Source organism: Rhodoferax sp. (assembly GCF_025354435.1).
GTDB lineage: Bacteria > Pseudomonadota > Gammaproteobacteria > Burkholderiales > Burkholderiaceae_C > Rhodoferax_B.
This window is the reverse complement of the sequence record NZ_JANXMU010000036.1, coordinates 1-21,987: the sequence shown is the minus strand read 5'-3', so window position 1 is coordinate 21,987 and position 21,987 is coordinate 1. Positions and strand designations below refer to the sequence as shown.

20 protein-coding genes and 1 pseudogene are annotated in these 21,987 nt (G+C 62.5%); 13 read left to right on the top strand and 8 right to left on the bottom strand.

Going from position 1 to position 21,987, the window contains the following annotated elements; genetic code table 11:
- The first annotated feature begins 61 nt into the window (after window positions 1-61).
- From Q0T48_RS08965 to Q0T48_RS08940, 6 genes are all read left to right on the top strand, one after another.
- Window positions 62-745: a Fe2+-dependent dioxygenase gene (locus tag Q0T48_RS08965; protein ID WP_295955315.1), complete on the top strand. Its 684-nt coding sequence runs from the start codon at window positions 62-64 to the stop codon at window positions 743-745.
- Window positions 742-1,902, top strand: coding sequence for an alpha-hydroxy acid oxidase (locus Q0T48_RS08960; RefSeq protein WP_295955312.1), 1,161 nt, complete (start codon window positions 742-744; stop codon window positions 1,900-1,902). Before Q0T48_RS08965 ends, Q0T48_RS08960 begins: the two co-directional genes overlap by 4 nt.
- A 41-nt stretch (window positions 1,903-1,943) precedes the next feature.
- On the top strand, window positions 1,944-2,189 hold the full coding sequence (locus Q0T48_RS08955; RefSeq protein WP_295955310.1) for a (2Fe-2S)-binding protein: 246 nt from the start codon (window positions 1,944-1,946) through the stop codon (window positions 2,187-2,189).
- 111 nt (window positions 2,190-2,300) lie between these two features.
- The gene (locus tag Q0T48_RS08950) at window positions 2,301-3,002 is read left to right on the top strand and encodes an energy transducer TonB (RefSeq protein ID WP_295955308.1); all 702 of its coding nucleotides are present in this window, start codon (window positions 2,301-2,303) and stop codon (window positions 3,000-3,002) included.
- A 177-nt stretch (window positions 3,003-3,179) separates the two neighbouring features.
- Window positions 3,180-3,896 (top strand): MotA/TolQ/ExbB proton channel family protein, encoded by a 717-nt coding sequence (locus Q0T48_RS08945; protein ID WP_295955306.1) that lies wholly within the window; start codon window positions 3,180-3,182, stop codon window positions 3,894-3,896.
- 3 nt (window positions 3,897-3,899) lie between these two features.
- Window positions 3,900-4,313 carry a biopolymer transporter ExbD gene (locus tag Q0T48_RS08940; protein ID WP_295955304.1) on the top strand — a complete coding sequence of 138 codons (414 nt, stop codon included), beginning with the start codon at window positions 3,900-3,902 and terminating at the stop codon, window positions 4,311-4,313.
- 448 nt (window positions 4,314-4,761) lie between these two features.
- On the opposite strand, the gene Q0T48_RS08935 is transcribed toward Q0T48_RS08940, so the two are convergent.
- From Q0T48_RS08935 to Q0T48_RS08910, 6 genes and pseudogenes are all read right to left on the bottom strand, one after another.
- Complete coding sequence (locus tag Q0T48_RS08935) at window positions 4,762-5,841, bottom strand: type II asparaginase (protein ID WP_295955302.1); 1,080 nt, start codon at window positions 5,839-5,841, stop codon at window positions 4,762-4,764.
- A gap of 165 nt (window positions 5,842-6,006) precedes the next feature.
- Window positions 6,007-7,809: pseudogene (locus Q0T48_RS08930) on the bottom strand (NAD(P)/FAD-dependent oxidoreductase).
- A gap of 208 nt (window positions 7,810-8,017) precedes the next feature.
- On the bottom strand, window positions 8,018-9,973 hold the full coding sequence (locus Q0T48_RS08925; protein ID WP_295955299.1) for a sigma-54-dependent Fis family transcriptional regulator: 1,956 nt from the start codon (window positions 9,971-9,973) through the stop codon (window positions 8,018-8,020).
- Window positions 9,974-10,036: 63 nt separating this feature from the next.
- Complete coding sequence (gene lnt / locus Q0T48_RS08920; RefSeq protein WP_295955298.1) at window positions 10,037-11,587, bottom strand: apolipoprotein N-acyltransferase; 1,551 nt, start codon at window positions 11,585-11,587, stop codon at window positions 10,037-10,039.
- Window positions 11,587-12,474, bottom strand: coding sequence for a transporter associated domain-containing protein (locus tag Q0T48_RS08915; protein ID WP_295955296.1), 888 nt, complete (start codon window positions 12,472-12,474; stop codon window positions 11,587-11,589). Before Q0T48_RS08915 ends, lnt begins: the two co-directional genes overlap by 1 nt.
- Window positions 12,475-12,549: 75 nt before the next feature.
- Window positions 12,550-13,239: a GNAT family N-acetyltransferase gene (locus Q0T48_RS08910; RefSeq protein WP_295955295.1), complete on the bottom strand. Its 690-nt coding sequence runs from the start codon at window positions 13,237-13,239 to the stop codon at window positions 12,550-12,552.
- Window positions 13,240-13,470: 231 nt separating this feature from the next.
- Here Q0T48_RS08910 and Q0T48_RS08905 point away from each other — a divergent pair, with 231 nt between their 5' ends.
- Complete coding sequence (locus tag Q0T48_RS08905; protein WP_295955292.1) at window positions 13,471-14,031, top strand: DUF308 domain-containing protein; 561 nt, start codon at window positions 13,471-13,473, stop codon at window positions 14,029-14,031.
- A gap of 13 nt (window positions 14,032-14,044) precedes the next feature.
- Here Q0T48_RS08905 and Q0T48_RS08900 read toward each other — a convergent pair whose 3' ends face one another.
- Window positions 14,045-14,518, bottom strand: coding sequence for an Lrp/AsnC family transcriptional regulator (locus Q0T48_RS08900; protein WP_295955289.1), 474 nt, complete (start codon window positions 14,516-14,518; stop codon window positions 14,045-14,047).
- Window positions 14,519-14,616: 98 nt separating this feature from the next.
- Between Q0T48_RS08900 and phhA the strand changes: the two genes are divergently transcribed.
- Entirely contained in the window at window positions 14,617-15,492 is an 876-nt protein-coding gene (phhA, locus tag Q0T48_RS08895; RefSeq protein WP_295955286.1) for a phenylalanine 4-monooxygenase, read from the top strand.
- A 66-nt stretch (window positions 15,493-15,558) separates the two neighbouring features.
- Here phhA and Q0T48_RS08890 read toward each other — a convergent pair whose 3' ends face one another.
- A complete protein-coding gene (locus tag Q0T48_RS08890; protein WP_295955284.1) occupies window positions 15,559-16,482 on the bottom strand; it encodes a LysR family transcriptional regulator in 924 nt (307 codons plus the stop codon).
- Window positions 16,483-16,672: 190 nt separating this feature from the next.
- Between Q0T48_RS08890 and Q0T48_RS08885 the strand changes: the two genes are divergently transcribed.
- The 5 genes from Q0T48_RS08885 to Q0T48_RS08865 all read left to right on the top strand — a co-directional run.
- Window positions 16,673-17,704: a 4-hydroxythreonine-4-phosphate dehydrogenase PdxA gene (locus Q0T48_RS08885; RefSeq protein WP_295955282.1), complete on the top strand. Its 1,032-nt coding sequence runs from the start codon at window positions 16,673-16,675 to the stop codon at window positions 17,702-17,704.
- Between the two features lie 13 nt (window positions 17,705-17,717).
- A complete protein-coding gene (locus tag Q0T48_RS08880) occupies window positions 17,718-18,890 on the top strand; it encodes an L-rhamnonate dehydratase (RefSeq protein WP_295955279.1) in 1,173 nt (390 codons plus the stop codon).
- Window positions 18,891-18,907: 17 nt separating this feature from the next.
- Window positions 18,908-19,831 (top strand): dihydrodipicolinate synthase family protein, encoded by a 924-nt coding sequence (locus tag Q0T48_RS08875; RefSeq protein ID WP_295955276.1) that lies wholly within the window; start codon window positions 18,908-18,910, stop codon window positions 19,829-19,831.
- A 29-nt stretch (window positions 19,832-19,860) separates the two neighbouring features.
- Window positions 19,861-21,315: an aldehyde dehydrogenase family protein gene (locus tag Q0T48_RS08870; RefSeq protein ID WP_295955273.1), complete on the top strand. Its 1,455-nt coding sequence runs from the start codon at window positions 19,861-19,863 to the stop codon at window positions 21,313-21,315.
- 33 nt (window positions 21,316-21,348) lie between these two features.
- Window positions 21,349-21,987, top strand: a 639-nt coding sequence (locus tag Q0T48_RS08865) for an SMP-30/gluconolactonase/LRE family protein (protein WP_295955271.1), incomplete at its 3' end; no start/stop codon positions are given.

The window sequence follows — 21,987 nt, the reverse complement described above, 5'->3', positions numbered from 1 at the left end:
ACTCGGCGCAAAGCACCCCGGACCAGACAAGTTATTTCACGTTCACTACGACAATCCACGCATGCTGCTGCACATCCCCAACATCCTCAGTCCCGAAGAAGTCGCCACCGCCCAGAGTCTGCTGGTCAACGCACCCTGGGCCGATGGCCGGGCCAGCGCGGGCAGCCAGGCGCAGGCGGTCAAAAACAACGAGCAACTGCCGCACGACTGCGAGGCCGCCACCCAAATCCGCGCCCTGCTAATGCGCGGGCTGGACCGCAACCCGACTTTCTTTTCCGCCGCCCTGCCCAAGCACGTGTTCACTCCGCGCGTCAACCGCTACAGCGGTGCCAGCAACTTCTACGGTAACCACGTAGACAACGCCGTACGCTTTGCCCCCGACACCGGCCAACGCGTGCGCACCGACATCTCCTGCACCTTGTTTTTGACCGAACCCGATGCTTACGATGGCGGCGAGCTAGTGGTACAGGACAGCGCAGGCCCGCAGCGCGTCAAGCTGCCCGCAGGCAGCCTGGTGCTGTACGCGGGCACCAGCGTGCACCAGGTCGAGCCGGTCACCCGCGGAGCGCGGCTGGCCTGCTTCTTCTGGATCGAGAGCATGGTGCGCAGCCAGGAGCAACGCCAACTGTTGTTCGACCTAGACACCCACCTGCTCAGCCTGCGCCAACAACACGGCGAAACGCCAGAGACCACCGGCCTGACCGGCACGTACCACAACCTTTTGCGCATGTGGGCTGACACATGAACGCTCCCACCGTTGCCCAAATCCCCCCTGGCATCGTCAATCTGGACGACCACGCCCGCCATGCCCAGACCGTGCTGGATGCGAATGCCTGGGCCTATTTCAGCGGCGGTGCGGGCGACGAGATCACCCTGCGCGCCAACCGCAGCGCCTGGGATGCGCAGCAGCTGTACCCCCGCGTATTGCAAGCCCTGGCCGGTGGCCACACACGGGCTCAGCTGCTGGGCCACAGCCTGGCGCACCCGATTCTGCTGGCCCCGGTAGCCTTCCAGCGCATGGCGCACCCAGACGGAGAACTGGCCAGCGCTTACGCGGCGGCGGCGCTGGGTGCCGGCCTGGTGCTCAGCACGCAATCCAGCATTGCTCTCGAAACCATAGCTAACTCTGTAATAACAGAGAGCGCTAGAGGCCCATTATTCTTTCAACTGTATCTACAGCATGACCGCGGCTTCACCCGCGAGCTGCTGCAACGCGCCGAGCAGGCTGGCTATGAAGCGCTGGTGCTAACGGTCGATGCGCCCACCCACGGTGCCCGCGACCGGGAGCGCCGGGCCGGCTTTAAGCTGCCGCCGGGTATTTCCGCCGTCAACCTGGCCGGTCTGCCCCCGCCTCCCCCGATCGTGCTGCAAGCCGGCCAAAGCGCGCTATTCGACGGCCTGCTCACCCAGTCCACCACCCCCACCTGGGACGACGTGGCCTGGCTGCAAGCCCAGACCCGGCTGCCAATTCTGCTCAAAGGCATCTTGCACCCCGCCGACGCACGCCAGGCCGCTGCGCTGGGGCTGGCGGGCATCATCGTCTCCAACCACGGCGGGCGCACGCTGGACACCACACCTGCCACCGCCGCCGTGCTGCCGCGCATCAAGGATGCGGTGGGCACGCTGCCGGTGCTGGTGGATGGAGGCATTCGGCGCGGCACCGATGTGCTCAAAGCCATGGCCCTGGGGGCCAGCGCCGTGCTGATCGGCAGGCCCTACGTGTACGGGCTGGCCAACGCCGGTGCCGTGGGCGTGGCCCATGTGCTGCGCCTGCTGCGCGACGAGTTGGAGATCGCCATGGCCCTGTGCGGCTGCAAAACCCTAGACAAAGCCAGCCCGGCCCTTTTGTTTGAAGGGAAATCCACGATAGGTATTGCAAATGCGACGGATTCGTATTTATAATTGTGGCATCTTATCAACTGCCAGCCAATGTGCTTGCCGCCATGATTGTTTGTGTTTGCCAACGTGTTTCTGACCGCGAAATTGCCCGCCACGCGCGTGCCGGTTTTGGGTTTGACGACATCCAGCTCGAACTCGGTGTAGCCACCCAGTGCGGCCGCTGCGAAGGCTGTGCACGCGACATCGTGGCGCAATGCAACGCGTCGCACCCCGTCGCGGCCATCCAGCTCGCCAGCACCATTTTGGAAAGCAGGGCATGGAACTCCTCTCCTCACTCTGCGGCAGCCTGATCTTTGTACTGGGCTCGGCCTGGTGGATCTTTCATAAATAATTTTTAGTTGCGCCCCTGCGCCGTGCGTCCGTTTGCATGAACGGCGATGGTTGAGCGTGGCCCACTCCGTATGAATAGCACTTTGTCCATCCCTCCACCCTTCACCCCCCCGCCCCGCTTCAGTCGCAATGCCGTCATCGTGGGCAGCGTACTGCTATTCCACGGGGCTGGGCTGTGGGCCCTGCAAAGCGGATTGGTGCGCCAGGCCGTCGAAATCATCGTTCCGATCGAAATGCTGGCCCAGATGGTGGAGCCGCCCAAGCCCAAGCCACCACCGCCCGCGCCACCTGTGCCGGTGAAGCAGCAAGTGGTCAAAACCAAGGCCCCCACACCACCACCCGCACCGCGCCCGATGGCGATTGCCGATCCCACGCCCACACCCAACGCTCCCACCGGTGTGACCACGCCACAGCCTCCCGCCCCCCCAATTGCCGAACCCGTAGCCGTGGCGCCTGCCGCCCCACCTGTTGCACCACCTGCCCCGCCCCGCGTGGTGCTGCCATCCAGCGATGCCGACTACCTGAACAACCCCAAACCCAGCTACCCGGCCATGAGCAAACGCCTGGGTGAACAGGGCAAGGTGCTGGTACGGGTGTTTATTGGCATCGATGGCCACCCCGAAAAAGCCGAGTTGAAACGTAGCAGCGGCTATGAGCGGCTGGACAAATCGGCCCTGGAATACATCATGAAATGCCGCTTCGTGGCGGGCAAGGTCAACGGCGTACCCCAGCCCATGTGGTACGAGGCCCCAGTCAATTACGTTCTGGAGTAATCGCACACCCCTAGGCTGCAGTGCTGCGCATCTTGCGCCAACCCCCTAGCAGGGGGCGATGCCTGTGGCCTGGCAGAGCCAGATCCATGGCATCTCTGGCGAGGTCCGCTCCGGCTGCAATCGCGGTTGTGTAGTTACTTTTTAGGTTAATTTTTTCTTTTCTTTTTGGAGTTTTTAATGGAATCGCAATTCGGTATCGCCAACGTCTGGACGCAAGGCGACTTTGTCACCAAAACCGTGGCCATCATCCTGCTGGCCATGTCGCTGGCCTCGTGGATCGTCATCATCATCAAGGCGCTGGACATCTTCAAGTTCAAGAAGCTGGCAGGCAGCGCAGCTGACTTCTGGCACAGCGAAGACTTCGCCACCGGCCTGAAGAAGCTGGGCGATGACCCGACCAACCCGTTCCAGCAGCTGGCCCTGGAAGGCCGCGAAGCCACCGCCCACCACCGCAACACCAAGGCCCATCTGCACGACAGCCTGGACGTAAGCGACTGGGTCACGCGCTGCCTGCGCAACAGCATGGACGAGTTCACCGCCAAGCTGCAATCCGGCCTAGCCATCCTGGCATCGGTGGGCTCCACCGCCCCCTTCATCGGCCTGTTTGGCACGGTCTGGGGCATCTACCACGCGCTGCTGAGCATCGGCCTGTCCGGCCAGTCCACCATCGACAAGGTGGCAGGCCCCATTGGCGAAGCGCTGATCATGACCGCGCTGGGTCTGGCCGTGGCGATCCCTGCAGTGCTGGGCTACAACGCCCTGGTGCGCGGCAACAAATCCATCCTGATCAAGCTCAACAGCTTTGCCCACGACCTGCACGCCTTCTTCGTCACCGGTGCCCGCGTGGCCACCGGCAGCGCGGCGAACGTGGTGCCCATGAAAAAGGGGAGCTAATCCATGGCCTTCGGAACCCAAGACGAACCCGATGAGGTGATGAACGAGATCAACATGACGCCCCTGGTGGACGTGATGTTGGTGCTGTTGATCATCTTCATCATCACCATTCCGGTGATGAAGCACGCTGTCAATATCGACCTGCCCCGCGCCACCAACCAGGTGCAGGAAGTCAAGCCCGAAACCATCCGCCTCAGCGTGGATGCCAAGGGTGACTATTGGTGGAACGAGAACCAGATGGCCGAGGCCAACCTGGTGCCCATGCTGCAAGCCGAAGCCGCCAAGGAACCGCAGCCCGAGCTGCACATCCGTGGCGACAAAGACGTGCGCTACGAGCGCGTAGCGCAAGTAATGGCGGCGGCGCAGCAGGCAGGAGTGAAGAAAATAGGCTTTATCACCGAGCCCAAAACGCAATAAGCAAATTTACAAATAAAAATGGCTGCTAGGGGGGCTGGGCGGCAGAGCAAATCAACCAACCCCGCCTCCCAGCCCAGCGGTGGGCAGTGGCGTAGAACCTGGTGAACGCGCACCCACCGCCAGTGCTCGTAGGGCGCTTAACGCGCCCTACGTCTCGTGCAAATCCTGCAGCGGGCACTTTCACCCGCACCTACCGTCTCAACCGGCCCTCACGACCCAGCGCGATCACCAGTTCGGTATCCAGATATGCCTGGACCAGCTTGGCCATGACCGCTTCGCTGCGGTAGCCCGCATCGGCCAGGACTTGTGTTGGCTAACCACAATGCACGCACTTCAAGGGTGCCGCGGAACTGGCTTTGCCAGGCCACGTGCATCGCCCCCCTCAGATCGGTTTATCAAACCAATCTGAGGGGGGCGAAAGATGCATTGCACTGAAGCTTGGGGGGGGTCAATACTCCCAAAAAATACGTTGCAGCTCTTTGGTGTCGCTGGTCTTGGTCAAAGCAACCATGGCCAGGATGCGGGCTTTTTGGGGGCGCAGGTCGTGGGCCACGACCCAGTCGTACTTGTCGTCGGGCTGCTCGGCATTACGCAGCACGAAGCCGTCGGGCACGCGGGCACTGCGGATCACGATGGCACCGTCGGCGCGAATTTTTTGCAGGTAGGGCACGATGCGGTCGGCCACCGAACCGTTACCAGGGCCACCGTGGATGAGGGCCTTGATGCCGCTTTTTCCCAGGGCTTCGATGGCCGTGGGTGCCACGCCTTCGTAGCCCATGGCGATTTCCACCTTGGGCAAGGTGGTGATGGTGTCAATGTCGAACTCGGAAGTCATGGTGTTGCGTTTGACCGGGGCGCGGAACCAGTAGTTCTTGCCTTCCACAACCATGCCCAAGGGGCCCCATTGGCTAGAGAACGCATTGGTCTTGATGTTGACGTTTTTGCTGACATCGCGGCCGCTGTCGATGGTGTCGTTCATGGTCAAGAGCACGCCCTTGCCCATGGCATCCTTGCTGCCTGCCACGCTCACGGCGTCAAACAAATTCAGCGCGCCGTCGGCCGACAAGGCGGTACCCGGACGCATCGAAGCCACCATCACGATGGGCTTGTTGGTGTGCTCCACCAGGGTCAGGAAGTAGGCGGTTTCTTCCACGGTATCGGTGCCGTGGGTGATGACAATGCCGTCCACATCGGCTTGCTTGGCCAGCGCAGACACGCGGCGGGCCAGGGTCAGCAGATTGTCATCGGTCAGGCTTTCAGACGCGACCTGGAACACCTGTTCACCGCGCACATTGGCAATATTGGCCAACTCGGGCAGACCGGCAATCAGCTTGTCCACACCCACCTTGGCGGCGGCGTAGGTGGCGCTGTTGAGGGCCGAAGCACCGGCTCCGGCGATGGTCCCGCCGGTGGCCAGAATCACCACATTGGGTTTGGCTGCCTGGGCGTGGGCCAGCGTGGCAAAAGCCGACAGGGCCGCGATGGCAGCTCCGGCGACGAATTTTTCGATCTTGAAATGGGCGCGCATAGGAGGTTCTCTGGTGAAATTGTTGGGGGGACGAAGCACCTCGTTTTCGAGGTGCTTGATGGTAGCGATGGGCACCAGAAATGGGTATGCAAGTCCCATGCCTTGTGCGTATAACCCCGTCACACTCTGGTCATAATCTTATGTTGGCCACCGTTACCGCCTGCACTACTTAAGGTGGTGCACCGCGCCCATGCCGTAAACCGGCGTAGGAATGCCCTCCATGCGCGCCTTCAACTGCAGCGCCAAAAACTCCGAATAGTGGCGCGACTGGTGCATGTTGCCGCCGTGGAACCACATCTGCGGCTGCGCGCTGGGCTTCCACATATTGCGCAATTCGCCCTCCCAGGGGCCCGGATCCTTGGTGGTGCCGGAGCCTAGCCCCCAGCATTTGCCAACCCGGTCGGCTACCTCCTGCGACACCAGCTTGGCCACCCAACCGTTCATGGAGCCGTAGCCAGTGGCGTAGACCACCAGGTCGGCCGGTAACTCGGAGCCATCGGTGAAGCTGACCGAATGCGCATTCAGCCGCTCGATGTTGACCCCGCTCTTGAGCTTGATGCGCCCATCGGCCACCAGCTCAGACGCGCCCACGTCGATGTAGTAGCCCGAGCCGCGCCGCAGGTACTTCATGAATAGGCCCGAGCCGTCTTCGCCGAAGTCGAGCAGAAAGCCCGCACGCTCCAGCCGGGCGTAAAAGTCGGCATCGCGCTGTTTCATCGCGTCGTACACCGGGATGTGAAAGGTGTGCATGATCTTGTAGGGCACCGAGGCGAAGGTCAGGTCGGCCTGGTTGGTGGTCACGCCTTTGGCCAGCGCTTCCTCGGAGTACAACCCGCCCAGGGCCAGATCCATCAGCGAGTCCGAGCGCGCGATGTGGGTGCTGGAGCGCTGCACCATGGTTACGTCGGCTCCGTTTTCCCACAGGTCGGCGCAGATGTCATGGGCCGAGTTGTTGGAGCCCAGCACCACCACCTTTCTGCCCGCGTAGGCCTCGCCGCCCGGGTGCTGGCTGGAGTGGTGCTGCACGCCCTGAAAGGTCTCCGCACCGGCCACCTTGGGCACATTGGCAAAGCCCGACACGCCCAGCGCAAACACCAGTTGCTTGGGCCGCAGCACCACCTGGCGGCCTTCGCGCAGCACGGTCACGGTCCATTCCTGGGCGGCTTCGTCGAACTGCGCGCTCTGGCATTCGGTGGAGCTCTAGTAGTTCAGCTCCATCACCTTGGTGTACATCTTCAGCCAGTCGCCCACCTTGTCTTTAGGGGTGAACACCGGCCAGTCGTCGGGAAACGGCAGGTAGGGCATGTGGTCGTACCAGACCGGGTCGTGCAGGCATAGCGACTTGTAGCGGTTGCGCCAGGAGTCCCCGGCGCGCGGATTCTTCTCGATGACCAACGTGGGCACGCCCAGCCGCTTGAGCCGCGCCCCCAGGCCGATGCCGCCCTGGCCGCCACCGATGATGACCACGTAGGGCTGCTCGGTAGTGCCCAGCGCCGCCTCCTGCTGCGTTTTGCGTTCCAGCCAGTTCTGGCGGTTTTTCTGCGCACCGTGCTCTGCACCCTTGATGCGGCGTGGCCCCGTCTTCTCTTCAAAGCCCTTGAGCTCGATCATGGTGGTCAGCAGAGTCCAGCACAGGCCATTCTTCAGGCGAATTTGCCCGCGGCCGCGCGCCACCGCCGTCTCAAAGGTGAACCAAGCCTCGGTCAGGTCACCCGTCGCACTGGCCTCGCCTTCGACCTGCCAGTGGCCGGGCTGCACGCGGGCCAGCGTGCTGTCCAGCAGGTCGCGGATCTGGTCGCGGCCCTCCACGGTTTTGATGTTCCAGGTAAAGGCGACCAGGTCACGCCAGTAGCTCTCGGGCGCGAACAAGGCCAGCGCGCCCTCCACGTCGTGCGCCGTGAGCGCCGCGCCAAAGCGGTCCAGCCAGGCTTGCACCTGCTGGCTAGGGGGATGTACAGAATCGGTCATACAGCTTGTCTCCGTTATCGTTGGGAAGTTCGTCACCGGGTTGCCCCGGCAAGGTCTTACCGCAAACGCCGTGCCCGACGACACCACTGCCGCGACCAGAATGCAAGCTATTGATTCAATTGAATTTTTTCCGCACCGACGGGACCAACGCTGCCAGGTGCAGCTGTCACAACAAGACAGGTGTCACAGGCCCCGGCTGTGACACCTGTCACTCCCGGGAAGCGCTGTCGTCCGCGTGGTTGGGCGAGGTAATGCCCCAGCGCTGCATGCGCCGGTACACCGTCATGCGCGACACCTGGAGCTGGCGGGCCACGGCCGTGACATTCCAGCCCGCGGCACGCAGTTGCCGGGCCAGCGCAGCGCCATCTCCATCGCCTGTCGGGGGTGCCAGCACGGTGTGCGGACCGGGCATGCCGCCCAGCCGGTCGGGCAGATCGGCCAGGGTGATGCGGCCCTGGCGGTAGACGCCACGGGCGTACTCGACCACGTTGTGCAGCTCGCGCAGATTGCCCGGCCAGCGGTACGCCAGCAGCCAGGCCCGTGCGTCCGGGGCCAGCACCGGTAGCTCGACACCGTCCGCGGCCGCTTGCAGCATCTGGTCCAGCATCCAGCCCAGGTCTTGCCGCTCGCGCAGCGCAGGCAGGCGGATATGCGCGCCGTTCAAACGGTAGTACAGATCGTCGCGAAACCGCCCTTCCCGCACTAGCACTTCCAGGTCGCAATGGGTGGCGGCGATGACGCGCAGATTCACCGGCACCGGCCGCATCGCACCGATGGGCAGCACCTCGCGCTCGGACAGCACGCGCAGCAGCCGCGCCTGCAGCGGACGTGGCATGTCGCCAATCTCGTCCAGAAACAAAGTGCCGCTGTCGGCCTCCTGGATCAGTCCGCGCTTGGCCTTGCTGCCTGCGCCGGTGAAGCTGCCTGGCAGGTGACCGAACAACTCGCTTTCGATCAGAGTCTCAGGAATCGCCGCGCAATTGACCGCCACAAACGGGCGGTCGCGCCGGGCGCTGCTGGTGTGCAAAGCCTTGGCCAACACTTCCTTGCCGGTGCCGGTTTCGCCGGTGAGCAGCATGCTGACAGGCGAGTTCAGCAGGCGTGCGGCACGCTCGATCTGCCGGTCCGGCGCCGGGTCACCGCCGGACAAGCGTGCCAGGGGCACAGGCAGTGGGTTCTCGGGGACGTTGTATGTCGAGGTATGCGGCGCGCTGGGCCAGCGGGTGGGCGGCGGCGTGGCCAGCAAAAACAGCAAACGGGCACTGCCCGCCAGCGCCACGGCCCGCTGGTCGGTGGGGTGGCCCTGCACAAAGCGGCCCAGGTCATTGAAATCCAGGTGGAAGATGCGGTCCAGGTGCTGGCCCAGCACCGGGGCGGTATGCAAGGGCTGCAGCAGCAGCTGGGCCCGCCGGTTGTGCCCAATGATGCGACCGCCCGCGTCCAGGGCCAGCAGGTATTCGGGGTTGGCATCCAGAAACTGCGGGGCCGCACTCAAGCGCAAGATCCAGTCATGCCGAAAGCGCTGCAGAAAACTGGCGTTCTCCACGTGCTGGGCGTACACCTTCACCAATTGCAGGGCCAGGTGCTGGCTGTCCTTGGGCAGGGGCGAGCGCAACGCCGAAATGTCCAGCACGGCGGTCAGCTGGCCCAGCGCGTCAAACACCGGCGCGGTGGTGCAGGTCAGCGGGATATGGGTGGCGTCGAAGTGGTCGCCCTGGTGCACGGTGAGGGCTTCTCCGGTGCTGATGCAGGTACCCACACCGCAGGTTCCGGCCACCGCTTCGCTCCAGTCTGCGCCCAGGCACAGCCCGGCTTTGCGCATGGGCTGGACGTACTGCAGGTCGCCAATGAAATCCACGGTGATGCCGCGCGCGTCGGTCAATAGCACCACGTAGCCCATGCCGGCCACCTGCTGGTAGAGCGTTTCCATGCCGTGGCGGGCAATCTGTAAAAACGCCTCCATCTGGTCTTGCCGCTCCCGCAGCCGCGCGTGCGGCAGGATGATGGCTTCCTGCATGCGGGTGGGGTCGAGCTGGTGCTGCTGCACACAGCGGGTCCACGAGTTGCGGATGATGCTGTCGTGCCCCTCGGTGCCAACCATGGCATTGCCGCCGCTGGACAGCCGCATGACCTGGGCAATGTGCTGCTGCTGGGAAGAATGCATGGACCGGTCTCCTGTGCAGCCGTCCACCGCCGGTGGAAGCCGGGCCTCTGCGGGCCAGAAGCACTATAGCCTGCGCGCCCTGCGTCCGCCCATCCACGCCAGCACCCACGCCAGCAAACCCAGCCCCCACAGCGGCCACAACCCCATGCGGGCCACCCACCAGGCGTAGGGCGTGATGCGCCAGCCACTGGTGGCGTTTAGCCCCCGGCCTTGCACCTCGCCTACCAACACGTCGCGCGTCAGTCGGGGCAACGCCTGCACCACCCGACCCCGGTGGTCGATGATGGCGGTGGCACCGGTATTGGTGGCGCGCAGCATGGGCCGCTCGAATTCCAGCGTGCGCATGCGCGAGATGCTGAGATGCTGGTCAATCACCAGCGAGTCGCCAAACCAGCCAATGTTGCTGATGTTGACAAAGATGGTCGGAGCCTTGGCCGGGTCGATGAAACGCGCGCCCAGCTCTTCGCCAAACAAATCTTCGTAACAAATATTCGGTGCCAGGCGCTGGCCTGCCACCACCAGGGACGGCTGGCCCACTGCACCCCGGTTGAAGTCGCCCAGCGGGATGTTCATCATCTCGGTGAACCACTTGAACAGCGGCGGAATGAACTCGCCAAACGGCACCAGGTGGTGCTTGGCGTAGCTGTAAGGCTTGGGGCTGCCGGGTTGCAGGCCGACCACGGCATTCAGGTAGCCCTCTTTGGCATTGCCCAGCGGCACGCCGACCAAGGCGGTTTGCCCGCCGCTGGCAAAGCGCTGCAACAAGCCTGCCCAGTAGCCCGCAGGCAGCTGCTGCGGCAGCATGGGGATGGCGGTCTCGGGGGCCACCACCAACGGGGTGCGGGCCTGGGCTAACTGCGCGCCGTACCAGTTCAGCGCCACCGGCACACCGGCACCCAGGTCAAACTTTTCATCCTGCGGGATATTGCCCTGCAGCAGCGTAACCGGCAAGCGGGCCGCCGGGTCGTTAGGCGGCTGCACCACCGAATCGGCCGTGGCCACCAGCAATGCCACCAGCGCCAGCACCCGCCACTGGCGCAGCACCACACAAGCCGCCACCAGCGAGGCCACCCAGCCCACGCCGTACACGCCCACGTAGGGAGCCAGCAGCGCTAGCCCGTCGAGCTGGGCATATCCGCCCGCGCCCCAGGGAAAACCAGTCAGCCACTGCCCGCGTGCCAGTTCGGCCAGCAACCAGGAAAACGCAAAAAGAATAGCACGAGGTGCAGGTGGAATATGCGCTAGCGCCTTAAAACATCCACATACCAGGGCATACAGTAGCGCCAGGGCCGCGGCCAGCCCGCCTACCGCCAACACGGCCAGCACCGCAGGTAAGCCGCCGTAGGTGTGCATGGAAATAAACAGCCACCAGAAAGTGCCGCTCAGCCAGGCCCAGGCAAACACCCAGCCCAGCAGGGCCGCGCGCCGGGACGTGGCCGAGCGCTCTACCAGCCAGTACAGGCCAGCCATGGACAACAACTGCAGCCACCACAGCGGCTGGCCGTTCCAGGGGTTGGCGATGGACAGGGCCTGCGCACCGCCCAACAAGGCGGCCCGCAGGATTTCCCCCAGCGCAGGCGGTGTGCGACTGGGGTTGCGGAACAGGCCGCGCATCAACCGGTGAGGTCGGTATCGGCCACCGGCGACACCTTGAACCAGCGCACCGCGCCGCCCTTGGCGTGCAGCACCACAAAGTTCAGCCCGGCCATGGCATGGTGCTCGCCGCGCTTAGGCACGTGGCCCATTTCGTGGGCAATCAGGCCGCCGATGGTGTCAAAGTCGTCCTCGGGATCGGTGCTGGCCAGCTTTACGCCAAAGGCTTCGTTGACGCGCTCGATGGAGGTGTCGCCGCTGACGCGGTAGGTGCGGTCGGCTAGGCCGAAGATGTCGCCTTCGTCTTCGGCAATGTCAAACTCGTCTTCGATCTCGCCGACGATCTGCTCCAGCACGTCTTCGATGGTGATCAGCCCGGCGATGCGGCCAAACTCATCGACCACGATGGCCAGGTGGTTGCGGTTGCCGCGGAACTCGCGCAGCAGGTCATTCAGGCCTTTGGTTTCGGGCACAAACACCGCCGGGCGCAGCAGGGCACGGATATTCAGCTCGGGGGCCCGCTGCAGCTTGAGCAGGTCTTTGGCCATCAAGATGCCGATGATGTTTTCTTTTTCGCCCTCGTAGACCGGAAAGCGCGAGTGGGCGGTTTCGATCACGATGTGCAGCAACTCGTCAAACGGTGCGGCAATGTTGAGCAGGTCCATGCGTGTGGCCGCCACCATCACCTCGCCCGCGGCCATGTCGGCCATGCGGATCACCCCCTCCAGCATGGCGCGCGACTCGGAACCGATGATGTGGTTGCCCTCGGCTTCGGAGAGGGTTTCCAGGAGTTCGTCGCGCGAATCGGGTCCGGGGTGGATGAATTCGGCGAGTTTTTGCAAAAAGCCACGCTTGTCTTCCCGTTCAGGAACAGAAGAGGACGAGCGCGCGGGGTAAGGGTCTGACACAGCCTTGGATGCAGGACGTGCGGTTGTTAAGGAGGCTCAAGGATAGCTGATCCCCAAGACGGCGACCGGAAACCCTCAGGCAGCCGACTTGTGGCGGGCATCCTTGACACTCTGGCGCACGCTCTGCAGGCCGCTGAGCAGATCCCAGAAGTTTTTCGCTTGGGTCTTGAACTGGTAGTCGGTCTGGGCAATTTGCTCGGCCACCATTTCGGTGACGCGGCTATCCAGCGTGGCGGGCGGCAGGCGCAAAAACGCTTCGGCTTCGGAACCGTCGCGCTCCACCGTGGCTCCGGCTTTGCGGGCTATTTTCAGCATGGCTGTGTTTTCGCTCAGGGCGTGGACGAACAACAGCTCTACCCCTTCGTTGCTGGCATGCATGGTGGCGCGGTCGAACAGACGCGCGCCATAACCCCGGCCGCGGGCGGTAGGCCGTACCGACACACCAAATTCAGCGCAGGACTTGAACTGCGGATTCACCGAATACGCCAGGTGCGCCATGGCAATCAGCTCCAGCTTACGGTTGTAGATACCGAAGATGTCGTCTTTCGAAAAATTCAAGCTGTCCACATACTCCCGGATATTGCGGTCGGCGGCGTTGTAGCCAAAGCGCAGGTAACGGTCGCGCGGGTCTAGCGCCAGCAGGTGGGCGGCAATCCGCTCGCGGTGGCCCACGCCCAAAGAGCGGATAGGCACCAAAATGGGCGTGGCTGCACGGGAAGCCACCAGGGCCAAGGGTGCAGTAGACGGTTTTTGAGAATCGAGCATCCTTGGAATATACGGGTTTTCCCTTAAAAATCTAGTCCGCCGCCCGGCCTGGCCGGGGGACTAGAGACCGTCCTCCAAATCCATGCCAATTAATGCCGAAATAATGCGGCCCCCACCGGTCGAAAAACAACAAATTACGGTGCACACATCTCTGAGACGGCATAAACTTTGCGTTCACTACCGTTGCAAAATGCAATTTACGGTATTTATTCACAGACAGGGACCCGCGATATGCGCATACACACCGATTATTTTTTGACTCAAATGGGCCGCCAATGGGGCTGGGTGGTGTTTCGCGGACTGGTCGCGGTTCTGTTTGGTGTACTGGCTTTACTGGTATCTGACCGCGAATTCGAAACACTGACCCCCATCTGGGGTGCCTACGTGGCTGCAGACGGCTTTCTAGCTCTGCTCACCGCTTACCAGATCCGCGAAAAGAACCGCCCCTGGTGGTCGCTCGCGGTGGTGGGCCTGGTCGGCATTGGTGCGGGCTGGGTCATTTTTGCTCTGCCGGGCAAAACCATGGGCTTGCCATCGCTGGTGGCGCTGTGGTCCCTGGCCATGGGTGCGTTCCAGATTGTGGCGGCCTTGCGCATGCGCCGGTCTATCAAAGGCGAGTGGAGCCTGATTTTGTCGGGCGCGCTGGCTGTGCTGTTTGGCGTTCTGCTGTTCATCATCCCCAGTAGCTACGTGGCGGCCATTGACTGGATGATCCGGGGATTTGCCATCAGCTTTGGCGTGCTGGTCATCGCGTTTGGTTTGCGCCTGCGCAACGCGGCTTCCGCGGCCTGAATCTCGGCGAACCCTAGACCGGCAAGGCCGTGGTGGCCTTGACGTGGTCCAGTACAAAGCTGGTTTTGCAATCTTCCACGCTGGGGTGCTTGAGCAGCGTGTCCATGATGAAGCGGGAGTAGGCCGCCATATCCTGCACCACCACGCGCAGCAGGTAATCCATCTCGCCGGTAAGCGACGCGCATTCCACCACCTCGGGCCAGGTTTGCACACTGGCACGGAACACGTCCATCGGGTTGCGCTTGTGGCTTTCGGTGTGCTTCTGCAGCCGCACGTTCAGGTAGGCAGTCAGCCCCAGGCCCACGGCTTCGGGCTTGACCAGGGCCACGTAGCGGGCGATCACCCCCGTGTCTTCCAACCGCTTCACACGCCGCAGCACCGCGCTGGGCGACAGGCTCACCTGCTCTGAAATCTGGTCGTAGGTGGCCCGCCCATCGGCTTGCAGGCTGCGCAAAATCAGGCGGTCAATCTTGTCGAGTGTTTCCATGGACTGGATTTTGCAGCTTTCCTGCGCAGAAAGTCCAAACATGCAGTAAAGCTAAATCGCCCGCGGTCTACAGTGCCAACATTGACCCAGGAGACACCATGGCTACAGAACCTTCCGTTTATGCCGCGACGTACGGCAGCAGCGACCGCCCGCCGCGGGGCGACTACACCCGCGACGGCCTGGTACTGTCCGACTACACCTGCCCGCAAAACTACGCTGCCTACACGCCGCAAGACCACGACACCTACCGTCGCCTGTTCGAACGCCAGTCGGCCCTGCTGCCTGGCTTGGCCTGCGATGCCTTCATCGAAGCCCTGCCCTCGCTGGGCATCCACGACCGCATCCCGCGCTTCGAAGAAATCAACGCCCGCTTAACTCCGGCTACCGGTTGGGAGGTGGTAGCCGTGCCCGGACTGATCCCCGAGGTGCCTTTTTTCACCCTGCTGGCGAACCGCAAGTTCCCCGTGACCGACTGGATCCGCACGCCCGCCGAATACGACTACATCGTCGAGCCCGATGTGTTCCACGACCTGTTTGGCCACGTGCCGCTGCTGTTCAACCCGGTGTTTGCCGAGCACATGCAGGCCTACGGTGCAGGCGGCCTGAAAGCGCACCGCCTGGGTGCCTGCGAGCTGCTGTCGCGCCTGTACTGGTACACCATCGAGTTCGGTCTGGTGCGCCAGGCGGACGGCCTGCGGGCCTATGGCGCGGGCATCCTCAGCTCGTCCGGCGAGTTGCAGCACAGCGTGCGCAGCCCCGATCCGCAGCGCATCGCCCTGGACGTGACCCGCTGCATGCGTACCCGCTACAAGATCGACAGCTACCAGCAAACCTACTTCGTGATCGACAGCTTCCAGCAACTGTTTGACGTGACCGCCCCCGACTTCACCCCGCTGTATGCCCAGGTGCAGACGCTGGGCGAGTTGGCCGCCGATGCGCCAGCGCCAGGCGATGTACGCATCGCCTTGGGTTAAAGCTATATTTTTTATAGCTATCAGCGTATGTGCTATATGCGCTAAAGGGCTAAAAAGCTTAAAAACCTAGGTATGGAGCAATTCTAGAAACCGGGCTGTCGCCACACCCAAAGGCCGGTCGCTGCGCACAATGCTGCCGTAAGCCGCCAGCTTGTGGTTGATGGTGTAAGACAGTATTTTTAGCAGCCCGTGGGTCTGGTAGCGGCTGGCGCTGGACTCGGGAATCACCGCAATCATCTGGGTCTTGAAGATCAGGTTGGTGGTAGTGAGAATGGACGAGGTCTCGATCAGCCCGCGGTGAAACCCCGTGTGGTGGTCGCGAAACTCCTGCTCCAGCACCTCGCGCATGGGGCTGCCATGGGGCTGCAAAATCCACGGAAACTGCAGCATGTCGTCAAATGACACGTGTGCTTTGTCGGCCAACGGGTGGTCAATCGCCACCACCACCGACAGCGGCTCCTCGCCAATCGGCTGAAAGTGGTGGTTCTGCCGCGCCGGGCCCAGCATGCGGCCAATCACCACGTCCAGCGTGCCTTCGCGCATTTGCTCCACCAGGCGGTCGCTGGTGTCCACCGCAATCTCGATAGACAGCAGCGGGTACTCCTCTTTGAGGCGGATCAGGCTGTCGGTCAGCAGCCCCGGCGACGCGGCCATGATGCTTCCAATGAACAGTTTGCCGGCCCCACCCAGGCGCAAGTCCTGCAGCTCGCGGTTTAACGCCTCCATGGTGCCGCGCATGCCGCGAAAGGTGTTCGTTACCGCTTGCCCGGCCGGATTTAACCGCAGGCCCCGCCCCACTCGGTCAAACAGGGGCTGGCCCAGCGCGTCCTCCAGCTCGTGCAACATCTTGGTCGCTGCAGGCTGGGTCATGCCCATCTGCTGCGAAGCGGCGTACAAGGTGCGGTGTTCGTCAATCGCCAGCAGCAGGGCCACCTGGCGCATACGCAGGCGGTTCAGCAGCTGGGTGGTGGTGTCGGTAGTCGCCGTCATTTAATAACCCCAGGCAATCAATACATCAAATACTTTCACTATACGGGAATCAATCGGCTTCCTAAGATACGCTCTACCCCAACGCATTGCGAAGACATTGTGACCGGAGACAAGCCCCCATGTATTGCCAGCCCGTCTGGTGGTAACTGGATGCCTGCGTCCGGTTGGACCCAACCTACTGGACGCCACCATGCAGACTGCAACCCAACCCGCCACCCAGCCTGTGGTAGCCCTCACGCTGGGCGACCCCGCGGGCATCGGCCCCGAACTGATCGCCCGCCTGCTCGGCCAGACCGATGCCACAGCGCACGCCAACATCGTGCTGGTCGGCGATGCCTGGCTCTGGGCCGAAGGCCAAAAAATCGCCGGTGTGCAGGTGGCCACCCAGCCGGTGCACAGCTTCGCCGAAGTGCGCTCCCGGGTCGACACCTCCCTGCCCGCCTGGCTGCCCATGGACACCGTGACCGCCGCGCAGGTGGTGCGCAGCCAGGCCCAGGCCATCGGCGGTGCGTCGGTGCTGCAGGTGCTCAACGCCTGCATGGATGCCACCCAGCGCGGCGAGGTGGATGCCATCTGCTTTGCCCCGCTGAACAAGTTCGCCATGAAGCAAGGCGGCCTGCGCCATGAAGATGAGCTGCACCACTTTGCCGAGTACCTGGGCGTGAAAACCTACTTCTGCGAGTTCAACACGTTGGGCGATTTGTGGACCTCGCGCGTGTCGTCCCACATTCCGCTCAAGGATGCCGCTAGCTATCTGACGCAAGAGCGCATCCAGCAGGCTGCCGCCCTGATCTACCGCTCGCTGCAGGCCAGCGGCATTGCTACGCCGAAGGTGGCGGTGGCGGCCTTCAACCCGCACGGCGGCGACGGCGGCACCTGCGGGCGCGAAGAAATCGACACCATCGCCCCGGCGGTGGCCGCACTGCAGGCACAGGGCATCGCAGTGGAGGGTCCGTTCCCGGCCGACACCATCTTCCTGAAAGCCCGGGACGGTGAGTACCAGGCCATCGTCACCATGTACCACGACCAGGGCCAGATCGCCATCAAGCTGATGGGCTTCAGCAAGGGCGTGACGGTGCAGGGCGGCCTGCCCGTGCCCATCACCACGCCCGCCCACGGCACGGCCTACGACATCGCAGGCCAGGGCAAAGCCGATGTCAACGCCACCTACAACGCCTTCCGCATCGCCGCCCGCATGGGCCTGGCACAACCTACGAACTGAAGAGAGACAGACCATGAAAATCACCGCCGTCCGCGCCCGCGTCTTCGAATGGAAGGGCAAAACCGTGCCCCCACAAGGCAACTTCTGCTCCAACGCCATGGATCTGGTTTATTCCAAGACCGAGAGCATGAGCACTTTCCGCTTCCATTCCTGGACGGTGGTGGAGATTGAAACCGACAGCGGCATCATCGGCCTGGGCAACGTGGCCCTGGCCCCCAAGATCGCCAAGGCCATCATCGACGAATACCTGGCGCCGCTGGTCATCGGCCAGGACCCCTGGGACTACGAATACCTGTGGCAGCGCATGTACCGCGCCACCCACGCCTGGGGCCGCAAGGGCGTGACCATGGGCGCGATTTCGGCCATCGACTTGGCGATCTGGGACATCCTGGGCAAGTCCGTCAACAAGCCCGTTTTCAAGCTGCTGGGTGGGCGCACCAAGGAAAAAATTCCTTGCTACTACAGCAAGCTGTACCGCACCGACCTGGCGGAGATGCAAAAGGAAGCCCAGACCTTCAAAGACCAGGGTTTCACCGCTTTCAAGATGCGCTTTGGCTACGGCCCCGCCCACCTGCAACACGGCGTGGCTGAGAACCTGAAATCGGTCGCCGCCATCCGCGAAGTCATCGGCTATGACAGCGATTTAATGCTGGAGTGCTACATGGGCTGGAACCTGGAATACGCCAAGCGCATGCTGCTCAAGCTGGCCAAGTACGAACCGCGCTGGCTGGAAGAGCCGGTGATCGCCGACGACATCGACGGCTACGCCGAACTCAACGCCATGAACATCATCCCGATCAGCGGCGGCGAGCACGAATTCAGCCTCTACGGCTTCAAGCAGTTGCTGGACAAAAAAGCCGTCAGCGTGGTGCAGTACGACACCAATCGCGTCGGCGGCATCACCGCCGCGCACAAGATCAATGCCCTGTGCGAGGCCTACAGCGTGCCGGTCATTCCCCACGCGGGCCAGATGCACAACTACCACCTGACCATGAGCACCATCGCCAGTCCGATGAGCGAATACTTCCCCATGTTCGACGTGGAAGTGGGCAACGAGCTGTTCTATTACATCTTTGACGGTGAGCCGGTGGCCGAGAACGGCTTTGTGCAACTCGACGACAACACACCCGGCCTTGGCCTCACGCTCAAGACCGAGTTCCTTGACCAGTTCAACATCATTGAGTGATGCACATGAATGCTCCCATGACCGCACCAAAACCGTACCAAGGGGTCTTCCCCGTCGCCCCGACCATCTTTCATGCCGATGGTTCGCTCGATCTCGAAGGCCAAAAGCGTTGCATTGACTTCATGATCGACGCTGGCTCGAACGGCATCTGCATCCTGGCCAACTTCTCCGAGCAGTTTGTGGTGTCGGATGATGAGCGCGAAGTGCTGACCCGGACTATCTTGGCGCACGTCAAAGGCCGCTTGCCCATCATCGTCACCACCACCCATTTCAGTACCCAGATCTGTGCCGAGCGCAGCCGCCGTGCGCAAGACCTGGGGGCCGCGATGGTGATGGTGATGCCGCCTTACCACGGGGCCACCTTTCGCGTGCCTGAGGCCAAAATCTATGAGTTCTACGCCCAGCTTTCTGACGCGCTGAGCATTCCCATCATGGTGCAAGACGCGCCTGCCAGCGGCACTGTCTTGAGCGCTGAATTCCTCGCCCGCATGGCGAAAGAGATCAAAAACCTGGCGTATTTCAAGATCGAAACCGCAGGCGCTGCCAGCAAGCTGCGCGAGCTGATTCGCCTCGGTGGTGACGCCATTGAAGGCCCGTGGGACGGCGAAGAAGCCATCACCTTGCTGGCCGATCTGGACGCGGGTGCAACAGGGGCGATGACCGGTGGCGCGTACCCTGATGGCATCCGCACCATCATTGACCCCTACCTGGCTGGGCGGCGTGAAGAGGCGGTAGCGGCCTACGCGAAATGGCTGCCGCTTATCAATTACGAAAACCGCCAAGGTGGCATCCTGACCGCCAAAGCCCTGATGCGCGAGGGCGGCATCATCGCCTGCGAAGCCCCACGTCACCCTTTTCCCACCATGCACCCCGAGGTGCGCAAAGGCCTGATGGACGCAGCCAAGCGGCTGGATCCGATGGTGCTGCGCTGGGGCAAATAAGCCTGCTCAACACACCTGTTAGATACTGTATGACCACCTCACAAGACTTCAATAACCTGATTAACGGCGAATGGCTTGCCGGCCCCAGCACCGCACCCAACCTCAACCCCAGCAATCTGGCGGATGTGGTGGGCCATTACACCCAGGGCGGTGCTGACCATGTGAATGCCGCCGTCGCTGCGGCGCAAGCTGCTTTCCCCGCATGGAGTACCAGTGGTATCCAGGCCCGCTCTGATGCGCTCGATAACATCGGCCGTGAAATCCTGGCCCGCAAAGAAGAGCTGGGCATCCTGTTAGCCCGCGAAGAGGGCAAGACACGGCCTGAAGGCATTGGTGAAGTCACTCGTGCGGGTCATATTTTCAAATTTTTTGCTGGTGAATGCCTGCGTTTGAGTGGTGAAACACTGCCCTCGGTGCGCCCCGGTATCGGCATTGATATCACCCGCGAACCCGTGGGTGTGGTGGGACTGATCACGCCGTGGAATTTCCCCGTCGCCATTCCTGCGTGGAAGATTGCTCCAGCCCTGGCTTTTGGCAATTGCGTGGTGCTCAAGCCGGCTGATTTGGTGTCCGGCAGTGCCTGGGCACTGGCCGAAATCATCAGCCGCAGCGGCATTCCAGCGGGGGTTTTCAATCTGGTTATGGGCCGTGGCAGCGTGATTGGCGATGCCCTGGTCAACCACCCTGGTGTCACGGCCATCAGCTTCACTGGTTCGGTGGGGGTAGGCGGCCGCATTGCGCAAAGTGCTGCGCAGAGCTTCAAGAAGGTGCAGTTGGAAATGGGCGGCAAGAACCCGCAAATCGTGCTTGACGATGCCAATCTCACGCAGGCAGTGGAGTTGTGCGTGCAAAGCAGTTTCTTCAGTACCGGTCAGCGCTGCACCGCGTCCAGCCGCCTGATCGTGACCGAAGGCATTTACCCCGCCTTCATTGAGGCGATGAAAGCCCGCATGGCTACCCTCAAGGTAGACGATGCGTTGAAGATGGGCACGGACATCGGCCCCGTGTCCAGCGAAAGCCAGTTGGCGCAAAACCTGAGCTACATCGCCATTGGCAAGGCTGAGGGGGCCACATTGGCTTGTGGTGGCGAGCGCCTGCCACGCAGCTCAGAAGGCCATGAGGGCTATTACATGACGCCTGCACTGTTCAGCGAATCCACCCCCGAGATGCGCATTAACCGCGAAGAAATCTTTGGCCCTGTGGCCAGTGTGATCTGCGTCAAAGATTACGAAGAAGCGCTGGCCACCGCCAACGACACCCCTTTCGGTTTGGCCGCAGGCCTTGCCACGACCAGCTTGAAATACGCCACGCATTTCAAACGCCACAGCCAGTCGGGCATGGTGATGGTGAACCTGCCGACGGCAGGTGTCGATTACCACGTGCCGTTTGGCGGTCGCAAAGGCAGCAGCTACGGCCCGCGTGAGCAGGGCAAGTACGCGCAAGAGTTCTTCACCACGGTGAAGACGGCTTACACCCTGGCCTGATCCTTGAGCCCAAGACGAACCCAAGGTGTATGCATGATCGATATTTTTGATCCCCGTTTAACCCCTGTGGTGCAGGGCGCTCGGTTAGAGCGCCTGTGTACCGGAGCGGTCTGGAGCGAAGGCCCGGTGTGGCTGCGCGAAGACGATGCCGTGCTGTGGAGCGACATCCCCAACAACCGCATGCTGCGCTGGTCAGCCTCAGACGGCATGACGGTGTGGCGTGACAAAGTAGCGTTCACCAATGGCCATACGCGGGACTTGAATGGCGACCTGCTGCACTGCTCGCACGGCCTGCGTGCCCTTGTGCGAACGCCCTTGCGCAACGGCCACATTCATGCGGCCACCCCTGATGTGCGGGTGGTCAGCCGCTACCAGGGCAAACGCCTCAACTCGCCCAATGACCTCGTGGTCAAACGCGACGGCACCCTTTGGTTCACCGACCCACCGTATGGCATCTTGAGCGACGTTGAGGGCCACAAGGCGGCATCCGAGCAAGCGGCCAACCATGTGTTTTGCTACAGCCCGCTGACCGGCAAACTGAGCGCCGCCACCGCCTGGGTGCAAGAACCCAATGGCCTCGCGTTTTCGCCCGACGAAACACTGCTGTACGTGTCCGACACCTCGGCGGCTTTGGCTCCCGAGGGCGCAGGCCACCACCACATTGCGGTGTTT